Here is a 19,595-nt window from a genome sequence, read left to right on the forward strand (position 1 = left end):
TGTGATTTTTTTATTCAATTTCTCCAAACTTTATCAGAAAAACAAAACTTTATTGCTGGCTCTGTAAGATTTGTAGTTCTTCGGTCATTTTGGTATATATCTGCTCTAACAATTCTGGGTGGGCGTAATAATAAGTTAGTGCAGCTTCAAATTGGTCTTTGGGAATTTGTGCATTTTTCAATATTTGGGTGTATGCTGCGGCTATTTTTTGTTCTTTAACAGTGGCTTCTAAGCCGCTTAGCTCATAACCTTGCTGGGCAATGAGCATTTCTTGCAGAACTATACGGATTTTCTCGGGAGGTATTGGAGGTTGTTTTTCTTGTTTACAAGAGATGAATAATAACGTACTGATAATCAGGGTCAAGAACAGTGTACGCATTTTTGCTGTACTAAAAAGAGAAGCTGAATGGCAATAGGTTTTGGGCTATTCCGGTTGTGCGCAGTATTTTTCCGGTTTCACCTTGCATTAATACGATGATATTTCGTTTTGCTCTTTTTTCGTAGTCTGCCATAACTTGCCGGCACGCGCCACAAGGGGTTATGGGATTATCATACAGTTTTTTTCGATAATGCACTCGAATAGCCATTTTTGCGATAAGTTCTGTTTTTCCCTGTGCGCTTGTTGCGAATAATGCGCTGCGCTCTGCACACATTGTTGAAGGAAATGCTATGTTCTCTTGATTAGAGCCTATTATTATCTCTCCGTTAGTTAGCAGAATTGCGCATCCTACCTGAAATTCTGAATAGGGTGCGTATGCGTAATTAGCTGCATCCCAAGCGGCTATTAAAAGACCTTGTTCATCAAGCGGGAGTTCATCCGAATGCTCAAACTCTTCAAACAGAGCATTTTGCTGTATTAGCTTCATCGTTAAAAATATCTGGGATGTATGGAACCTCCATTAGCTCTGCGGATAGGGGTAGCGTTATTCCGAAATGTGTATGAGAGGAATATTTCGTGAGATGCTCCAAAATTGAATGCTTTGGGGCTATATGACCAATCGTAGGCATAACCGATTCTAAGGGAGGGAAGCGGTTGGACTCCCGCTAAAAATCCTACTGCACTTTGTAGCCGATAGTTAATTCCTGCCCAAAAAACGTTTGCAAACATTGCTGTCAAGGAAGCGTCTAATTGTACGGGGGCTTCGGGGGCGTAACGAAGTTGTGCGCTGGGGGTTAGTGCTACTTGGTCTGAAATATCTATGTCATAACCACCTAAGAGCCATATTTGGGGCACAAGTTTAGCATTATCAGTAAGTTTTACCGGAACAATGTGGGCTGCTGAGATACCTACATAACCTTTTGTTCCATGTAAAAATATACCGGCACCAAAATCCGGTTTCCATGTATTGATGTTGTTAGGGGGTTGCAGGGCAGGGTCGCTTCCTACTCTACTACTGACTTGATCTCTGTCATATAAAAAGTTTAATACAGCACCTTGTATGCCAAAAGAAAGATATAGCGGATTTTGGCCACTACATAACGCAAAACGATAAGCATAATTCAGACCTACGGTAGTTTTGGAAAATGGGCCTATTTTATCTCCGATAGCAAATAGGCCAATACCTCCCCGATAATCTCCTAATGAGGTGTGCCCACTTACGTTGTAAGTACGTGGTGCTCCCTCAAAGCCAACCCACTGTGCCCTATACAAAGCCGTGAGAGACGTGCCACCAGTTACGCCGGTAAAAGCCGGATTCAACACTAACCGGTTAAACATATATTGCGTATAATGACTCTCCTGCTGCCCGTAAGCAGCTATAAAAAAACCCATTAAACAGCATAAAAACAAACTCCTTTTCATCTCAAAATCGTTAGTGAACCTTTAAATATCCGGTTAAGTTGCTTAATATCAATTGTGTAAAAATATACTCCATCAGGTAATCCGCCTCCGTCCCAATTATTGTTGTAGTTATCTGATTTAAAAACAACCGTTCCCCAGCGATTTACTACTGTAACGGAGGTATTTGGAAAACGGGCAGCTTGTTGGGGGGTAAAAACCTCCCAAGTATCATTAATATTGTCTCCATTCGGTGAAAAGCCGCTGGGAATAGCAACATTATCATCGGGAACTACATAAACTACATTGGAAGAAGGCGACAAAGCATCCACTTCGGTAACAAGGCCGTCACAGTTTGTATCTGAAGAACCTTTTGCATAGAAATAATCTCCGGGTTGTAGATTTATGGGAAGTTCAAAAGACCAATCACCCTCAAAGCCGATTATGGCCTCTCCGATGCGTTCATTATTTCTGTAAATAAAAATTTTATGACCGCCGTTTGTCCGTCCATAAATAAACTGCGCAGTATTTGTTACTCTCAATGTAATTGAATCTATACTGGGGGCTTGAGCAGTATCTCGGGGGGTAAAGGTAATCGTTACTGAATCTGTATTGGCATTGCAACCTAAATTACTAACGAGTTGGGCTGAGTAAGTTCCGTTTTGTGTAACTGTAATAGTAGGAGTTGTTTCTCCATTTGACCACAAAACTGCATCAAAATTGTTGTTTGATAGTCTTAAAGTTTTGGTATTTCCTGCGCAAGCAGTTGTTCCTGAGTCTGCTAATACAGAGGCGCTTGGAAGAGGTAACACCCATATTGTTACGATATTTTCGGCTGTACAGTTTTGATTATTGGTATAGCGATATAGCAAGGCGTGGATTCCTACACCGGCGTTAAAGGGGATAAACATACCACCGTTTGTAACTCCGGGTCCGTAATATTTGCCTCCAAGCGGTAAACCGCCTGTAAGTTGGTAGGGTGCGCCTCCAACACAGAAAGTATCTTGATTGATCCGGAAGGTTACAATCGGAGAATTAGCAACCGTTATGGTATTACTTTGTATTGTGCAGTTATTTAACGTTACTCGTAGATGATACACTCCCGGCACAGTAACCTTTAAGGTATCTGCATTACTAATGGGTAATCCATCACGGAACCACTGGTATGTCTGTGCCTGCTGGATAGAGGGCTTTAAAACCGGCTGATCTTCCGAACAAAGTATTCCATTAGTAGAAATTGTTAAGGCAGGGGTTTCTGATATGGTCAGAACTCCCGGCATTTCTAAAGAAACTGTTTGTGGAGTAGTTGCTACAACCCGCAATTTATAGCCAGAACCAGAAGGCTTACTGATTGGTAATTTAGCCAAAATAGTTCCGCAACTCAGTGAATTTAAGACACCTATAGTGTCCGGATGCGAAAAACTTCCATTAATATCCGAGAGTTGAACATAAAAAATATTTCCTGAAGTAAATAAACCTCCACTACAGCGAAATGGTAAGTCTATAGTAGCTCCCTGACAAAATGTCAATGTACTGGGGTTAAGTGTTCTAAATTCAAATCCTTGTAACACAAGGTCATCTGTAATTAGGCCGGGAAAATGTGCCGTTCCATCATTATCATTTATCCACCAAAAAGCTAAGCTAAGATTTTGTGTATGGTCAAAAGAATTTGGGAAAGAATAAGAGATTTTTTTCCAAGTTAAATTTTCAGATAGCTGCCCCGGTTCTATTGAAGATGAATCTGGTGTATGGCCATCCGGTATCATGGTTTTCCAGATTGAATCTGGAGCGGTGGTATCAGCGGAATCCGGCAAAGGAGGGAGGATGTTGGTGGCTAAAGAGTAACGAAACAAGCCATAATCGTGATTAAAATCTCCGGCACATTTATACCAAAAGCTGGCTTTTAGGTGAGTATAGCCTCGCACGTCAATAGCAGGAGAATATAAACCAACTGAAGTTTCTGCATTATTCAGAGAATCACAGCCAAGTAATGAATCACAGCCAGCGTGATAAGCAGCAATACGCTGATTTTCAGCAGTATATCTATTCGTTATAATATGAACTCCTGAAAAACCACGATAATTTGCCGGAGTTACCGGAAGGATTGTATCCACTCCATTGGCAGTTTTAAAAACAGAATCTTGACATTCATTGATGCCGAAAATCCCATTTCTTGCCCACACATTTTGAAAGGCTGAGGTCCGGTTGTTGTATTGCTGAAAGCCCATCAATCCTGTATCTGATAAATAAGATTTCTGGCCATTAACTCTAAGATAACTAAGACCTTCCCAACCTTGGAAAAGCAACGTATCCTGCGCAAAGCCACTGAGCGCGAACACCCATAGCAGGAATATAGTCCAACAATGTTTCCGTTTCATCTTTGCAAATTAAAGCACTTTATTTTCGCGGTGCAAATATTATCTTAGGAACGGAATAAATACCTTTCCAGTTTTGGCTATCAGGTTATTAGGGAAAATGGCTACATAGCCATAAATCCCCGAAGGTAGTTGTATTTGCAACTCATCTTTATCTACATTACCTTGATAAATAATTTTTCCATGTGGGCTTACGATTGTAACGGATGTTCCCTGCGAAAGTCCTTTAAAAACCAAGTTTTCCGGCTTAGTTATCACCTGAATAACTTGATGTTGGGTTACGCTTGTAGCCGTTGTTGGCAAAATTGTAATATGGCGTTCTAATGTATCTTGGCAGTTTCCTGAATTTGCTATTAGGCGCAATAGATAATTACCTGATTGATTGTAAATGTGTTGTGCCTGATTTCCCGAACTTGTTGTGCCATCTCCAAAATCCCACAGAAAAGAAGATGCGTTTGTGTTAGAAACAGCTTTTAAGGTATCTAAAATGTTTATTATAGTATCAGAAAGGGTCCACTCAGCTTTAAAAGAGTAACATTGATACAGATGATGCAGTTTTGTGCAGTTTTGCTGCAATTCTGCAAATGATTTTCCGCTAACGAACCCAAAGGCGATTTTGCGGGTAGCATTTGCCAATAGGCTAAATGGCCCAACAGATAAAAATTGGTAAATATCTGTTCCTGTACCACTTAGACCAACTGAGGTATGATTTAATCCGCTTGAAATTGCGGTATTTTTATCCTGTCGCGAAAAATTAAATGACGATGAGCTTTCCTCAGAATAGCAATTTGCCGGCAATGAGTCATCTAAAGAGACCATTCCCACCCAAAGTGGAAAACGGGTAGTATCGTATGGATAAGCATAGGCAAGCCGGCAAGCTGGGTCATAATTTGCTCGGTTTTGATTGTAAAAATCTCCTACATCCCAATCTGCAAAAAGCCCAACATACTGGCTGTCTAAATTCGTGGTGTTGGCATTCTGAATCCGCATAATTACCAATCCTGTTCCAAATAGAGTGCTATCCGAAAACGCAATCCACTCTTGAGATATCTGAATGTTTGCAGGAATAGGTGCAAATAAATCATCAAAGCCTACTTGTAAAGCAGTATTTCCCAACGTTGGAGCAACAAATTGTGGCTGCTGCGTGTAGTTTAAATCGTTGTCTAACAAATAGAAATCATTCCGAATATTGTTTGCGACATTATTTGGGAATGTTCTAAACAAAGCCCCTCCTTCATAAATCGAGCTGCACAAGTTTCTAAGTTGTAATCCTTTACCTACGGAAAAATCCGGCGGGAAGTCAGGATATCCAAATTTACCCCGTCTATCAATAGAAACATTAAGACCAAGCCCCTGTAGGTCAGCGTAAGAGGTATTTGCCATTATTTCTATGGGAATTTGCTGCGAAAAACTACCTGAAATAATTTTCGCAAAGCAATACAATCGGGCGTTTATCGGGCAACTTGGCAAAACTATAAACTGAAATCCGGAAACTGATACTTGCTGACCGGCAAGCATATTTCCCACAAAAATAGAATCATTTAATGCAGATAAGTAGCCGGAAATTTCCGGCGTTAGTTTTATCGCTACCTGATTTAAAGTTGTAAATAGATTTTTTAGTTGAAAAGAAATTGTAATGGTATCTCCTATCATTGGTTGGCGAGGCGAAAGCATTATTCCTTGTATAGCAGTTCCTATTCCCTGATTTTGAAGGGCTTGTAACGCATTTAGTCGTCCACTGCCTAACTGGTTTAAGAAACCTGCATTTAGGGCATTCGTATTATCGGTAGTGTTGATGATTCTGGCTGTTATTTGTTCGTTAGATTCACTTGGATAGCGGGATCTGAGTAAAGCGGCTACGCCGGAAACTATTGGAGCTGCATAAGACGTTGCACAGCCGTGAAAGCGATAGGTACTTGGATACTGTGTTGTGGCAATATTTCCTGGTGCGGTTAAGTCTATTGTGGGATGATATGCAGAAGAAGCGCAGCGGATGTCAGAGCCGTCCACAGAGGCAACGGATATTACCTCTGGATATGCAGCGGGATAATTCGCTTTTCGGGCGTTGTCATTTCCGGCTGCTGCTACTACAACGCAGCCTTTATTTTGGGTAGCATAGCGCACTGCTATTTTACCAAATTCACTATTGCAAGGCCCTCCCCATGAAGCATTTATAACCGTTGCTCCATGGTCAGCAGCGTAAATTATACCTTCATAGCCAAAGCTAACGGCAGGGCTTTGATCGCTACAAACTTTTATCGGCAAAAGTTTAGCATTCGGTGCTACTCCGGCAATACCAATTCCGTTATTCGTTGTAGCTCCGGCAATACCGGCTACCCACGTTCCGTGATGTATGTTGATATTGCCATTTCCATAGGAAACATCCCCATCGCTATCCCCAAAATCCCAACCTAATACGTTATCAATAAAGCCATCTTGGTCGTTATCCAAACCATCTATCACTTCTAAGGGATTTATGTTGAATTTACCCAATAAATCAGGATGCGTTAATTGAAAACCTAAATCTACCAATGCTATAACTTGGTTAGAATCACCGGTGGTAATATCCCATGCGGCAGGCATCTGAATACGAGCCAAAGCATCCTGAGAAGAAAATAAACTATCATTAGGATTCCAAAAAGAATGATACACATAAGCCGGCTCAACCCATTCAAACAATCTTGATTTCAAACAATGTTGTAATGCCACCGGAATGGGAATAGTGTCTATCAATTGAATTTCAACCAACCGAGTTAGGTTAGCTAAGGATTTATTCTCCGGTATTAAATGGTTAGGATATTTAGAATAGATTTTTGCTCCTTGAAGGTTATTTTGTAGGTTCAGAATTCTATCTTGAAAAATTTCTTGTGTTGTATCTACTTCAGCAGTCCAGTAGGCACGGAGCAATCCCTTACGATACTCGCAGGATAAATCTTGTGCATAGACAAATACTCCTCCCAGATAGCAGAGCAACCAGATAGTCCAAAACTGAATCCCAAAAAGGTTAAACCAAAAGATGAGGTGATTTTTCATGGTGCAGCAAAAACTATCGTTTATTACTAAATATTTACAAAGTTATTTTTAATTCAGATACAGGTATGTCGTAAAGTCTTTCTATTCACATAAAAACAAATTCAATAGTTTAATAGCCGAACGTAGAAATCAGGATACGCTAAAAGGGGCTGTCCAAAAAATTTAGACAGCCCCTTTTGGTTTATAAGTACTTGGTTTTAACGAATCAAAGTAATTGTTCCATAAAAAGTTTCTTCGCCTCCGGAAGTCGTTTTAGCTTTAATGACATAAACATAAACTCCTTCGGGGTTATCTGCTCCGTCCCAGCTATTATTGTTTCGTTCAACAACAAGTTGTCCCCAGCGGTCATATACCTGCATTACATAGCCGGTATAGGTATTTCCGTAGATTGGGGCAAACTGGTCATTGCGTCCGTCTCCATTAGGCGTGAATGTATTGGGAATAAAAAAGTCCGGTTGCTCTGAAAGTACAACAATAGTTTTTACAACAGTATCTGCACAGCCTTGTGCGGTTACATAAATCAATTCTACTTGATACGTTCCTTGAGCATTGTAGCGATGTGTAGGATTGGCTATATTGCTGTAGATTCTATCTCCAAAATGCCAATTAGAGTTACCAGCGGGAGCAGAGGTGTTTGTAAACTGGATTTCAGCATTAGGCATTATCACTGTATCCTTGCTGGCAGTAAAGTTAGCTTGTACTTCAGGAAGTACCGAAATAGTTAAGATTCCGGTAGTATCAGTTGCGCAGCCAGTACGAGTAACCAAAGAACGAATGTAAGTTGTTGTGGTTAAGTTATTAAATGTTAATGTTGAATCGGTTTCACCGGGGATGTCGTTAAATGTAGTTCCATCTGTAGAACTTTGCCATTGGATTGTTCCGCTATACATAGTTAAAGTCCAAGTTCCTCCGGTATTGAAGCAAATAGTACCTTCACCATGAATAAATCCGGCTAAAGGCGGAGGTACCACACCGATACGTACTACATTAGAATAGGCCGGTGTACAAACACCATTGCTTACGCTTACTCGGTAATATACTCGGGAGGTAACAGAACTTACAAATAATGTATCTGTATTAGCTCCTGAAACATCTACAAAATTAACACTATCTACAGAGGTTTGCCACTGTATCGTGCCAATAGCTCCATTCAGGCGTAGTACTACATCTGCTCCAGTGCATATTACTTGCGTTGATGATACTGTGCCGGCTACCGGGCGTGCGAATATCGTAAGGTCTGTTCCATTACCTGTTCCTGTAACGCTTGGAGCTGTTCCAAACACACGAACCCGATAACCGATTCCATACGCACTTGAATTTGGCAACACAACTTGTAATGGAGATGTTTGATTCAAGGGAATTAGCACCGTAGGAGTAGCGAAACTGCCGGTAGAATCCGATAGTTCTACTCTGAATGAATTTCCGGCTTGGAAAGTACCGGTCGTAGTAAACGGAATTAACATCGTGTCTCCGGCACAATAAGCTAATATAACCGGATTATTCGTTGTAATAGTTGGGAAAGAGCAGTCCTGCACTGTTATATCTACCGAGTTTGGTGCAGATGTAAGCATAGGAGATGAACTCAACACCCGCAGACGGTAGCCAGTTCCCGGAAAAACCGTATTAGGCATCGTAACTACAAAAGAATCATTAACTTGTGTGCTGGAAATTGTTGCTAAAACAGTAGCTGAGGCAAAACTGCCCGAAGCATCAGAAATCTCTAAAGTATATTGATTCCCTGCATTAGGTGTAGTCTTTTCAATATGAAACCGAACGACAAACGTACTATCCCAGCAAATTGTTGTGTTAGAAACAGCATCTATGATAAGCGCAGAGCAATCTACCACGTTAATAACGGCTGAATTAGCGCTACTTGAACAGCTATTTTTAGTAGCAGAAACAGAATAAACACCAGCTTGACTTGTATTAGCAGAGGTAATCAGTAGCGAGTCTCCGGATGTCCCGCTGATTGGATTTCCAGAAGGATCTGTCCAAGAATAGCTTACATTTAAGTCATAGTTACTTATCCGAAGCAGCAATGTGTCCCCAACACAAACCTGAGAAGGTGATGTAATAACGGGTACTGAAGGTATTGTATTAACAATTACAGTTGTAGCTGATGAATCACTTGTGCACCCATTAACAATAGCTCGAACAGAATAAACGCCCGAATCTGCAATTGTTACTGTGTTCAAAGTAGGATTTTGTAATGCTGAACTAAACCCATTAGGTCCTCTCCATACATAAGTAGCACCCGTAACTGTAGTTGCGGTTAGCTGAACATTGCTCCCTTCACAAACTGGCCCTGAATTACTTGCTAAGGGAGCTGCTGGTTTAGGATTTACCGCAATGACAACCGATCCTGTTAAACTCGTACAACTTGCTGCAATCACATATAAACTATATGTACCTGAATCCGAGAGTGTTACATTAGCAATAGTCGGGTTATTCGCAGAACTTGTGAACCCGTTAGATCCCGTCCATACATAAGTACCGCTTGGTATGGTAGGCGTTGATAAAAACAATGTATCTCCTTCACAAACAGGACTGTTTGAGTTTATTGTAGGTGATGTTGATGTTGGAACGACCCCTACAGTAGTTGTAGCAACCGAAGACGTACAACCACCGCTAATAGCCACTACGGTATAGTTTCCGTTAGAAGCCGGTAATACATTGGTAAGCGTTGGGTTTTGAAGTGTTGAGTTAAATCCATTAGGCCCCGCCCAGTAGTAAGTAGCTCCTGTAACGGTAGATGCTGTTAGATTTACACTTCCGCCCTCACATACAGGGCTATTATTGCTGGCTACAGGGCTTGCCGGAGAAGGATTTACCGTAATCGTTACAGTAGTTGCTGCTGAGGTACACGCACCGGCAATAGCCACTACACTATATGTTCCACTCATAGCAGTAGTGGAATTTGGAATAAGCGGATTTTGTACAGTTGAATTAAAACCATTAGGCCCCATCCATCTATAAGTAGCTCCGGCAACAGTTGATGCTGTTAAGTGGATGGTATCCCCAGAACAAACAGCAGGATTTCCACCGGCAGCAGGAGCAGCAGGGGTAGTATTAACGGTTATAGTGGTTGTAGCTACGGAACTCGTACAAGTGCCGATAATTGCTACTACTGAATACGTTCCACTCATAGCAGTAGTAACATTATTAAGAGTTGGATTTTGAGACGTAGAAGTAAAACTATTTGGGCCTGTCCAGCTATAAGTAGCTCCAGCCACAGTTGATGCTGTTAAATTGACGGTTTGGCCTACACAGTAAGAGCCGCCGCCACCAGCAGTAGGTGTAGTCGGAGCAGCATTAATCGTTACGGTAACTGTAGCTACGGAACTCGTACAAGTGCCGATAATTGCTACTACTGAATACGTTCCGCTCATGGCGGTAGTAGTGCTGGTAAGTGTCGGATTTTGAGACGTAGAAGTAAAGCTATTTGGGCCTGTCCAACTATAAGTAGCTCCAACCACAGTTGATGCCGTTAAATTAACTGATTGGCCGGCACAATAAGTACCGCCGCCACCGGCGGTAGGAGTAGTCGGAGCAGCATTAATCGTTACGGTAACTGTAGCTACGGAACTCGTACAAGTGCCGATAATTGCTACTACTGAATACGTTCCGCTCATGGCGGTAGTAACGTTGGTAAGAGCTGGATTTTGAGGCGTAGAAGTATAACTATTTGGGCCTGTCCAGCTATAAGTAGCTCCAGCCACAGTTGATGCTGTTAAATTGACGGTTTGGCCTACACAGTAAGAGCCGCCGCCACCGGCGGTAGGTGTAGTTGGTTTTGTATTAACAGTTACCGACATTGATGCGGTTGCACTTGTGCAAGTTCCACTGACAGTAAACAAATTATAGGTTCCGGATGCTGCCGCAGTCGCATTTAGAATGTTTGGATTTTGCAGACCGGAGGTAAAACCATTTGGGCCGCTCCAACTGTACGTAGTAGCTCCGGCGGTAGAACAAGTAAGTTTTAACGTATCTCCGGCACAAATTGGAGAATTACTGCTGATGGGGGGAGTTCCGGAACCTACCGTAACTGTGATAGAAGCAGTAGCAGAAGTACAGCCATTTAAAGTGTAAAAGCAAGTATAAGTACCTGACATCAAGCCGTTTGCATTCAATCTATTTGGATTTTGAGAGGTTGATGTGTAACCACTTGGACCGTTCCAGCGGAATAAAGCTCCCGAAATATTATTAGCTCGTAATTTTAATGAATCTCCTGGGCAAACTGGAGAATTGCTGCTAATGGTGGGAGCCGGTAAACTGCCTATTGAAACAGTAACATTAGCTACTGCCGAAGTACAGGTGCCAACAATTACCACACAGTTATAAACTCCTGAATCAGCAGTTGTTACACCCAGTCTATTGGGATTTTGATTGGTTGAAGTAAAAGCATTTGGCCCCGTCCAATAATATGATGCGCCTACAACTGTATTTGCTGTTAAGTTAAGGTCTTGCCCTGGGCAAAGCGGGCTGTTACTTCCAATAGTAGGAGCAGATTGTCCACTATTAACCACTACTGTTACCGACTTCGTTAAACTGGTACACCCACCCGCAATCGTAACTACATCATAAGTACCTGCGTGAGCGGCTGTTACATTAGAAATTGATGGATTTTGAGTAGTTGAATAATAACCGCCGGGTCCTGTCCATAAATAGGAAGCTCCGGCAACGTTACTGGCATTTAGTTGCAAGGTTGCACCTACGCACACAGGAGAGTTAGAGGACGCTGTTGCCGGCGGGTTGGGAGCCGGATTAATGGTTACAACAGTAGTTGCAACATTACTGGAGCAGCCTCCGGTAATAGCATACGCACTGTAAGTGCCGGCAGCGGCAGTGGTAACTCCGGTAATAGTCGGATTTTGACTCGTTGAAGTAAAACCATTTGGCCCTGACCAATAATAAGAAGTTGCGCCGGCAACGTTTGAAGCAATTAGCTGTAAATCTTCATTAGCACAGATAGGGCTGTTATTGTTGGCAATAGGCGGATTTGGCTTGTTATCAACTGTTACATTAACAGAGCAAACGGCACTGGTACATCCGCTTACGATAGAAACAACTGAATATGTGCCGGACATTGCTGTAGTAACATTTAGGCGGGATGGATTTTGGCTGGTAGAGGTATAGCCACTGGGGCCTGTCCAGTAAAATGCGGCTCCTAAATTGCTGCTGTTTGCCTGTAAATTTAGATTTGCACCTACGCAAAGCGGGCTGTTACTGGCGCAAGAAGGCGTTGCCGGATTAACGATTGTGATAACCGTAACACTTTGATTTCCAGTAACTGAAGGGTTGTTTGAAATAACTCGAATACGATAGTTTGTACCAGAAGTTTGGCCGGAGGGGATTGTTCCACTAATAGTTCCGGAATTTGCAGTGCTGTTCAACGTTCCTAAGATTACCGGAGCGCTGAAACTTCCACTTGCATCAGATAATTGAGCTGTGTAAACATTACCGGCATTAAATGTTCCACTAGATGTAAATGGAATTGAGATAGAGCTACCGGCGCAATAGCTTGATGGATTCAGGATGTCGGTCGTGATGCTGTTAGCAACAACTGGTACGATTACTAAAAATTCATCTATTGCTAATGGCGGGTCGCTACCGTTACTGCCTGCTGTAAACTGAAAACCGAAACGTAAGTTAGATTGGTTGTCAAATATTGCGTTTGTAAAACTTTCGCTTTTCCATGTAGCTTGGTTTCGCATCTGGCCACCGGTACCAACTGAAGTATATTGAGTCCATGAGGTTCCGCCGTCTGTACTATACCAGAATTTGCCATAAGAGGCTGTTCCTCCTTTGCATAGCCAGTAAAACTTTACCGTTACACTTGTTTGGCCGGAGGTGTTGATTACCGGAGAGCGTGTAAAAAAGCTTTGTGTAGCTGAGCAATTTCCACTGCCAGCCGTCTGAAAATTAGCATTCAAGATACCTTGTTGCTGGGCAAAGTCAGAGAGGATGTGCATATAATAGCTTTGCGGGTTACCGGTAATGCCCGCCGGCTGATTCGGGGTATTGGGAATCATCCCAAAAAAGCCGCCTGGATATTCATCGTTTACTGTCCAGAAATTACAATCCCCACCGGCTACACTGCTTTGGTCGCTTGTGTTTAACGTCCAATCCCCCACACCGTTGTTCCACGTTTGTGAATATATCGTGGTTTGAGCCAAAGCCGATTTTATCTGCAAAAAAAGCAGCACACAGATTAAAACATAAATGCTTCTATAAATTCGCATAGATGCCGACATATTTTTTATTTTTAATGTTTTTATAATTATAAGGCAAAAGTAAGAATGTTTTTTGGGTTTGATGATTTTTTCCCATTTGAACAGCAATAAAATCATGTTCAGGCGGCATTAAATCTTTCTTTTGGCTCATAGATTTAACAAAAATAAAATTGAATATTGCTAAAACGGCATAAAGCAGCTTATGGTTTTGCCTGATTTATGGTTGTTGGTTTTCTTACTCTGGGTTAATTTTGCTGTTGTTTTAGCATTCTTTGATAAGTATTTAGGTATTCAATAGATTTTCTAAAAAAGGTTTTAAGACCAGAACGTGATTATGTTCTGTATCTTTGGTTGAATAAATGAGCGTTATTACCTGATATTGTGTCATATTTTTTGCAAAATTCTTCACTACATCAGATTCCTGCAATTCCTGACTATACAAAGATTTGAATTTTTCCCAATTATTAATTTTGTTTTGATGAAACCATTGGCGGAGAGATGTGGAAGGGGCAAGCTGTTTTTCCCAAATATCATATTTCAACTTTTCTTTTTTTATTCCTCGTGGCCAAAGGCCGTCAACTAATATTCTAACTCCGTCTTCTACGCTGTATGGGTCATAAACTCTTTTTGTTTTAACTTGTGTCATGATTATTGGGTGAATTAGATTTTACAATACTTTACTAAAAACGCAAATGAGTGTTTTATTTTCAGCAGAAGAAGTGATTAAAATCCTTAATAAAACCCTGAATATCAGTATGATTTTATTGTATTTCTTTTTCAAGATTATTTGTGGCCATACTTAGGTTGCTGAACAATAACTCGTGGTTATTTTCTATATTTTTGAGGAATCCTTTTGGGAGGTGATTCCAGTCAAATAGTTCTACCAATATAGGGATATTGCTTTGCTGTATTTTGGCTTTTAGGTTTAGAAAAGTTTCGTTGGATAGTTTTTGTAGGTTATGGGTTCGGATTACTAAGTCGAGGTCGCTACCTTCGTGGGCTTCTCCGCTTACGCGGCTGCCGAATGCCCAGATTTCTACCGGTATGTTTAAGGTACTGAAAATAGCTAATAGGCTTTTTTTATCTTTATCTCTCAAAATCATGGTTTTGACGTTTGATGGCTTTAGCTATTTGTTTTGCATCTGCGATAAACTTGGGCAGCAAAACCAACATCCCTTCGGCAAATTTTGCTCCATAATCATGGGTAGTGTTGTTTCTATTTTCGCGATACTCCAAAAACCTTTCAGACAAATCAATAGAGATAATGCTTCTGATAACAGCCTGCCGAAATACATCTTTAAAAAACAACCTATCTACTGCTCTTGATGTATAAAAATATGGTTTTAAGGCTTTTCTGAGGAGTTTACCGCTTTGTTCTAAAATTATTTCAAACTCTTTGATACAAGCTAAGCGATACATATCGTAGTCAATATCTTCTGGGTCTGTTTGAAGCAGTAAATCATACGCTTTTTCTAAGGTTTTGATACAACGTTCATAATAGGTGGTGTCTAAGTTCATCTTATCCATATTCGGGTTTGGTTTTAATGATACAGTCCGAGAATGCTTGCATTCTCGGACTGTATCGGGTTCAACTTCTCTATGCCAAAGTTGTGGCTCTATATTTGAATGTTTTTATGCTTCTATTTCGGACAAGATTTTATCCATAGCTACAATGGCTTTGTCTATATCTTGTTTTTCGGTAATCAGGGCTGGGCGGAATCGGACTGTTTTTTGTGCACAGCCTAAAAACATGATATTTTGCTCTAATCCTTTTTTGATAAATTGGTTTCGTTGTTCTGAGGTAGGTAAATCTATGGCGCACATTAGCCCTCTGCCGCGAACATTAGATACTCCGGGATGAGATGCTGCTACGGTGCTAAGCTGCTCTATCAGATAATTGCCGTTGTGTTCTACTTGATTTACGAGGCCGTCTTCTTCAATAATCTGTAAGACTTTATCAGCGCGCACCATATCGGCTAAGTTTCCACCCCAAGTAGAGTTGATACGGGAAGGTACTTTAAAGCAATTGGTTTCAATCTCGTCTATTCGTTCGCTAACGATGATACCGCAAACCTGCATTTTTTTACCAAAACAGACAATATCCGGTCTGGCTTTTTCGCCGAAGTGCTCATGTGCCCAGAATTTTCCGGTAAGCCCAACGCCGGTTTGGACTTCATCATAAATTAAAATACATTCGTTTTCATCACATAATTGACGTAGTGTTTCAAAAAATTCTCTACGAAAATGGTTATCACCGCCTTCTGCCTGAATAGGTTCAATCACTATGGAGCATATTTCATCTGGATATTGACGGAAAGCCTGCTTGATTTGAGCTATCGAAAGGGCTTCTCTTCTGAGTAAATCTTCATGATTTTCATCCGAAAAAGGAAAAACGATTTTAGGGTTTAGTACTCGTGGCCAGTCAAATTTTTCAAAATAACGTACTTTCGCTGGGTCTGTATTTGTAAGGCTCATCGTGTAGCCGGTGCGGCCATGAAATGCCTCTTCAAAATGAATCACGCGGGTGCCGACCTCTTTACGATAGCCTTTTTGAAAGTTCTTTTGCACTTTCCAATCCATTGCTACTTTTATGGCGTTTTCAACGGCAAGAGCGCCTCCGGAAATAAAAAACGCATATTTCAGATAAGAGGGTACTGCTACACGGGAAAAGGTCTTCACAAAGTTAGCATACTGAGTAGTGTACACATCTGAGTTTGAAGGATTTGAAAGTGCCGCCAATAATAAGTTCTCCTTAAAAATTGCATCTGAAATCATTTTGGGGTGGTTATACCCAATAGGCAGGGAGGCGAAGCAAGTAAAAAAATCTAACAACTCGCGCTCGTACTTGGAATCATACATATAGACTCCATGACTCTTAGCTAAGTCTAACGTTAAGTCGTAGCCGTCTTTCAAAATCAACTTTTTGAGAACGGTATCCACTTCGCGGGGGGTTATCGTAATTTGGTATGACATAATAAAAAAGATTTAAGTAAATCCAATATTTTTTTTGCAAAGTTAGTAATTTTTTTCTAACAAAATCCGCTTAGTCTAAGATTTTTGGTTAGTCAAAAACATTATTCGCTCATAATCAATAAGTTATATGTTTTTAATATTAGGTTTTGTTTTAGAAGCAACTTCGGTTGATTTATACTTTTTGAGGATGTTTTTTATTCCATAAGGTTTTGCAAATTTGCGTATGGATTATTATGCACTTCGGGGAGTATCGTCGGGTAAAGAAGATATTCACAAGGCGATTGCTCATTTAGATAAAGGTTTATTTCCCAATGCTTTTTGCAAAATATTACCGGATTATTTGGGCTCTGATGAAAATTATTGTTCATTGATGCACGCTGATGGTGCCGGCACCAAGAGTTCGTTGGCTTATTTATATTGGCGGGAAACCGGCGACTTATCCGTTTGGCGTGGAATTGCCCAAGATGCTGTGGTTATGAATACAGACGACTTACTCTGCGCCGGTGTTACTCATGAAGGGTTGATATTGTCCAGCACTATCGGGCGGAATCGCCGCTACATCCCCGGAGAGGTTATCGCAGAAATCATCAGTGGATTTGAAGAAATAGGAGACTTCTTTTCCCAATTGGGGATGCCTATTTACAGAGCCGGCGGAGAAACTGCTGATGTAGGCGATCTTGTACGAACTATTATCGTTGATGCAACCGTAACTACCCGGATTTTACGGAAAAACGTTATTTCTAATGCCAAAATCAGCCCTGAATCCGTCATTGTTGGAATCGCCTCTGATGGCCAAGCCTCTTATGAAACCAGCTACAATTCCGGCATCGGGAGCAACGGACTTACCAGCGCCAGACACGACCTGTTTTGCCATGAATATACCACAACCTATCCGGAATCTTTTGATCATCTATTAGACCCAAAGGCTGCTTATGTGGGAAAATATCGCGTAACGGATATTCATCCAGAATTATCTATAACCATTGGAAAGTTAGCCCTTTCTCCTACTCGAACTTATGCACCTTTTTTGTTATTGATAATCAATGAACTAAGGGATAAAATTCACGGACTTATTCATTGCACTGGTGGGGGGCAAACAAAGTGCCTGCATTTTATAGATAAACTGCATATCGTTAAAAACAATCTATTTCCGGTTCCCCCTATATTTCAACTTATTCAGCAAACGATGCCCACACCTTGGTCGGCGATGTATAAAACTTTTAATATGGGGCATCGTCTTGAAATTTATACGGATATTCAAACTGCAAACCAAATCATTCAGGCAGCACATTCTTTCAACCTAAAAGCTCAAGTTATAGGATTTTGTGAGCCTTCAGCCCACAAAAAACTCACCATACAGGTTGGAGATTCCTGCTACGAATATTGATATTCAGGTCGTTTTGTAGGTAATATTTTTGTTTCTAACTGTATTTTAATCATTGTGTTGTAGCATTCCGACATAGGAGTTGTAGCGGGATGTGGCTATTTTTTGATTTTGTACAGCTTCTTTGACTGCGCAAGCCGGCTCATTCAGATGTAGGCAGTTAGAAAATTTACACTGATGCATCCGACTTCTAATTTCAGGAAACCATTGGCCAATCTCGTTTTTTTGGAATCCTGTTAAACTAAATTCACGAACACCTGGCGCGTTAATCACTGCCCCTCCCAGATTTGGTAGCTGGTGCATCTCTGCAAAAGTTGTAATATGTTTTCCTTGATTACTAAAATTTGATAAACTTCCTACCTTTAAATTTAAACTGGGTTCTGCACGATTTATAATGGTAGATTTTCCGCTACCGGAAAGTCCAATCAAAAAACTTATCCGATTAGACAATATACCTCGAATGGTATCTTGAGCATTTGTATCTAAAGCAGACAAAGCATAAACATCGTATCCAATTGATTCATAGATATTTATATATTTTTTTAATTCTTCATGAAATATCTCGGGAATCAAATCTATTTTGTTGATTATCAACCTTGTAGGAATATGATAGGCTTCTGCTGTAACCAAAATGCGGTCTATGAAGCCCAAAGTAGTTGCGGGAGAACTTAGGGTTATTATCAGCAGTAGCTGGTCAATATTAGCACAAAGAATATGTTCTTGTTTAGAGAGGTTCGTTGCTTTACGTAAGATATAGTTCGTTCTGGGCAGTATTTCAGTGATAACGGGTTCTCCGGTAGATTCTCTGGAAATCAGGACTTTATCACCTACTGCGATGGGATTTGTTGTTTTGAGATTTTGTAATCGGATTTTTCCGCGTAACGTACATTCAATGGGTTTATCAGGGGAATGTTTTAACAGTACTCGATAAAATGAGCCTACCGAGCGAACGACTGTTCCTTGCCCTAAAAACATAGTTGTTTTAGAGAAAAATACGGCTGTGTTTTGCTAACCTGCATTGCGGTAAAAACAAAAGACTACTTGCGTAGTCTTTGATGTGTGATTCTGTTGGGATTCGAACCCAAGACCCCTTGATTAAAAGTCAAGTGCTCTACCAGCTGAGCTACAGAATCAACTGAACTCATATTGAAATGATGCCGCAAAGTTAGGAGAAAAAAACTATCCGGCAACAATAAATTATATTTTTTACAAAATGATTTTCATTGATAATCAGATAGTTAAATTTTTGTTTAAATTAACTGTGCTTGTGTTTCGCCATTTTTGATGACTTTTTTGGCAAAATCAGTTTCTTTTTTGAGTGGTATTTTTAGGTTCACAAGGCCGTTTCCGCGTAGCAAACTCAACTCTATTAAGTCACCGTAGGTGTACAATGCCAAGATTCCCTGAATTTCTGCTACTGATGATACCAATTTTCCGCGTACCCCTACGATAATATCTCCCACTTTAATTCCTGCTGTAGATTGCCCTTCTTTTGAGTTTAGGCTTACTACGTATGCACCCTTCACAGAAGGCAGATGTTTTTCTTGGGCGATGTCTTCATCAACATCTTGAACCGAAATCCCAACGAAGCCGCGCTGGGCTAAGCCATATTTTATGATGTCAGTAGTTATTTTCTGAACGATATTGGCAGGTATCGCGAAGCTATATCCAAAGAAATTTCCTGTTTGAGAAGCGATAGCGGTATTGATTCCGATTAGCTGCCCGTCTATATTAACCAATGCACCGCCGGAATTTCCCGGATTCACGGCAGCGTCAGTCTGGATAAATGACTCTGTAGTATATTCTGATGGGTCGCTAAC

Annotated in this window: 14 protein-coding genes and 1 tRNA gene; 1 reads left to right on the forward strand and 14 read right to left on the reverse strand. The window is 40.8% G+C overall.

Features of this window, described 5'->3' with window-relative positions; translation table 11 throughout:
* Positions 1–49 precede the first annotated feature (49 nt).
* From LC115_10305 to lat, 11 genes are all read right to left on the reverse strand, one after another.
* Complete coding sequence (locus tag LC115_10305) at positions 50–379, reverse strand: DUF4296 domain-containing protein (protein MCZ2357055.1); 330 nt, start codon at positions 377–379, stop codon at positions 50–52.
* Positions 380–389: 10 nt separating this feature from the next.
* A complete protein-coding gene (locus tag LC115_10310; GenBank protein ID MCZ2357056.1) occupies positions 390–866 on the reverse strand; it encodes a cytidine deaminase in 477 nt (158 codons plus the stop codon).
* 2 nt (positions 867–868) lie between these two features.
* On the reverse strand, positions 869–1,801 hold the full coding sequence (locus tag LC115_10315; protein ID MCZ2357057.1) for a type IX secretion system membrane protein PorP/SprF: 933 nt from the start codon (positions 1,799–1,801) through the stop codon (positions 869–871).
* On the reverse strand, positions 1,798–4,155 hold the full coding sequence (locus tag LC115_10320; protein MCZ2357058.1) for a gliding motility-associated C-terminal domain-containing protein: 2,358 nt from the start codon (positions 4,153–4,155) through the stop codon (positions 1,798–1,800). The genes LC115_10315 and LC115_10320 overlap by 4 nt, the downstream gene beginning before the upstream one ends.
* Positions 4,156–4,194: 39 nt before the next feature.
* Entirely contained in the window at positions 4,195–7,185 is a 2,991-nt protein-coding gene (locus LC115_10325; GenBank protein MCZ2357059.1) for a S8 family serine peptidase, read from the reverse strand.
* A 197-nt stretch (positions 7,186–7,382) separates the two neighbouring features.
* Entirely contained in the window at positions 7,383–13,439 is a 6,057-nt protein-coding gene (locus LC115_10330) for a gliding motility-associated C-terminal domain-containing protein (GenBank protein ID MCZ2357060.1), read from the reverse strand.
* On the reverse strand, positions 13,414–13,569 hold the full coding sequence (locus LC115_10335; protein ID MCZ2357061.1) for a hypothetical protein: 156 nt from the start codon (positions 13,567–13,569) through the stop codon (positions 13,414–13,416). The genes LC115_10330 and LC115_10335 overlap by 26 nt, the downstream gene beginning before the upstream one ends.
* Positions 13,570–13,701: 132 nt before the next feature.
* Positions 13,702–14,064 (reverse strand): DUF488 family protein, encoded by a 363-nt coding sequence (locus tag LC115_10340; GenBank protein ID MCZ2357062.1) that lies wholly within the window; start codon positions 14,062–14,064, stop codon positions 13,702–13,704.
* Between the two features lie 115 nt (positions 14,065–14,179).
* On the reverse strand, positions 14,180–14,521 hold the full coding sequence (locus tag LC115_10345) for a nucleotidyltransferase domain-containing protein (GenBank protein MCZ2357063.1): 342 nt from the start codon (positions 14,519–14,521) through the stop codon (positions 14,180–14,182).
* On the reverse strand, positions 14,505–14,945 hold the full coding sequence (locus LC115_10350) for a nucleotidyltransferase substrate binding protein (GenBank protein ID MCZ2357064.1): 441 nt from the start codon (positions 14,943–14,945) through the stop codon (positions 14,505–14,507). Before LC115_10350 ends, LC115_10345 begins: the two co-directional genes overlap by 17 nt.
* Before the next feature lie 105 nt (positions 14,946–15,050).
* Entirely contained in the window at positions 15,051–16,391 is a 1,341-nt protein-coding gene (gene lat / locus LC115_10355) for an L-lysine 6-transaminase (GenBank protein ID MCZ2357065.1), read from the reverse strand.
* Positions 16,392–16,614: 223 nt separating this feature from the next.
* On the opposite strand from lat, the gene LC115_10360 reads away from it, so the two are divergent.
* Positions 16,615–17,778, forward strand: a complete 1,164-nt coding sequence (locus tag LC115_10360) for a phosphoribosylformylglycinamidine cyclo-ligase (GenBank protein ID MCZ2357066.1) — start codon at positions 16,615–16,617, stop codon at positions 17,776–17,778.
* A 45-nt stretch (positions 17,779–17,823) separates the two neighbouring features.
* On the opposite strand, the gene rsgA is transcribed toward LC115_10360, so the two are convergent.
* The 3 genes from rsgA to LC115_10375 form a co-directional block, all read right to left on the reverse strand.
* On the reverse strand, positions 17,824–18,750 hold the full coding sequence (rsgA, locus tag LC115_10365) for a ribosome small subunit-dependent GTPase A (GenBank protein ID MCZ2357067.1): 927 nt from the start codon (positions 18,748–18,750) through the stop codon (positions 17,824–17,826).
* An 85-nt stretch (positions 18,751–18,835) separates the two neighbouring features.
* Positions 18,836–18,908, reverse strand: a tRNA-Lys gene (locus tag LC115_10370).
* A gap of 117 nt (positions 18,909–19,025) precedes the next feature.
* Positions 19,026–19,595: PDZ domain-containing protein (locus LC115_10375; protein MCZ2357068.1), on the reverse strand; the 570-nt coding region annotated here is incomplete at its 5' end.

The sequence above is a fragment of the Bacteroidia bacterium genome, assembly GCA_026932145.1.
In the GTDB taxonomy this organism is placed as follows: Bacteria; Bacteroidota; Bacteroidia; order J057; family JAIXKT01; genus JAIXKT01.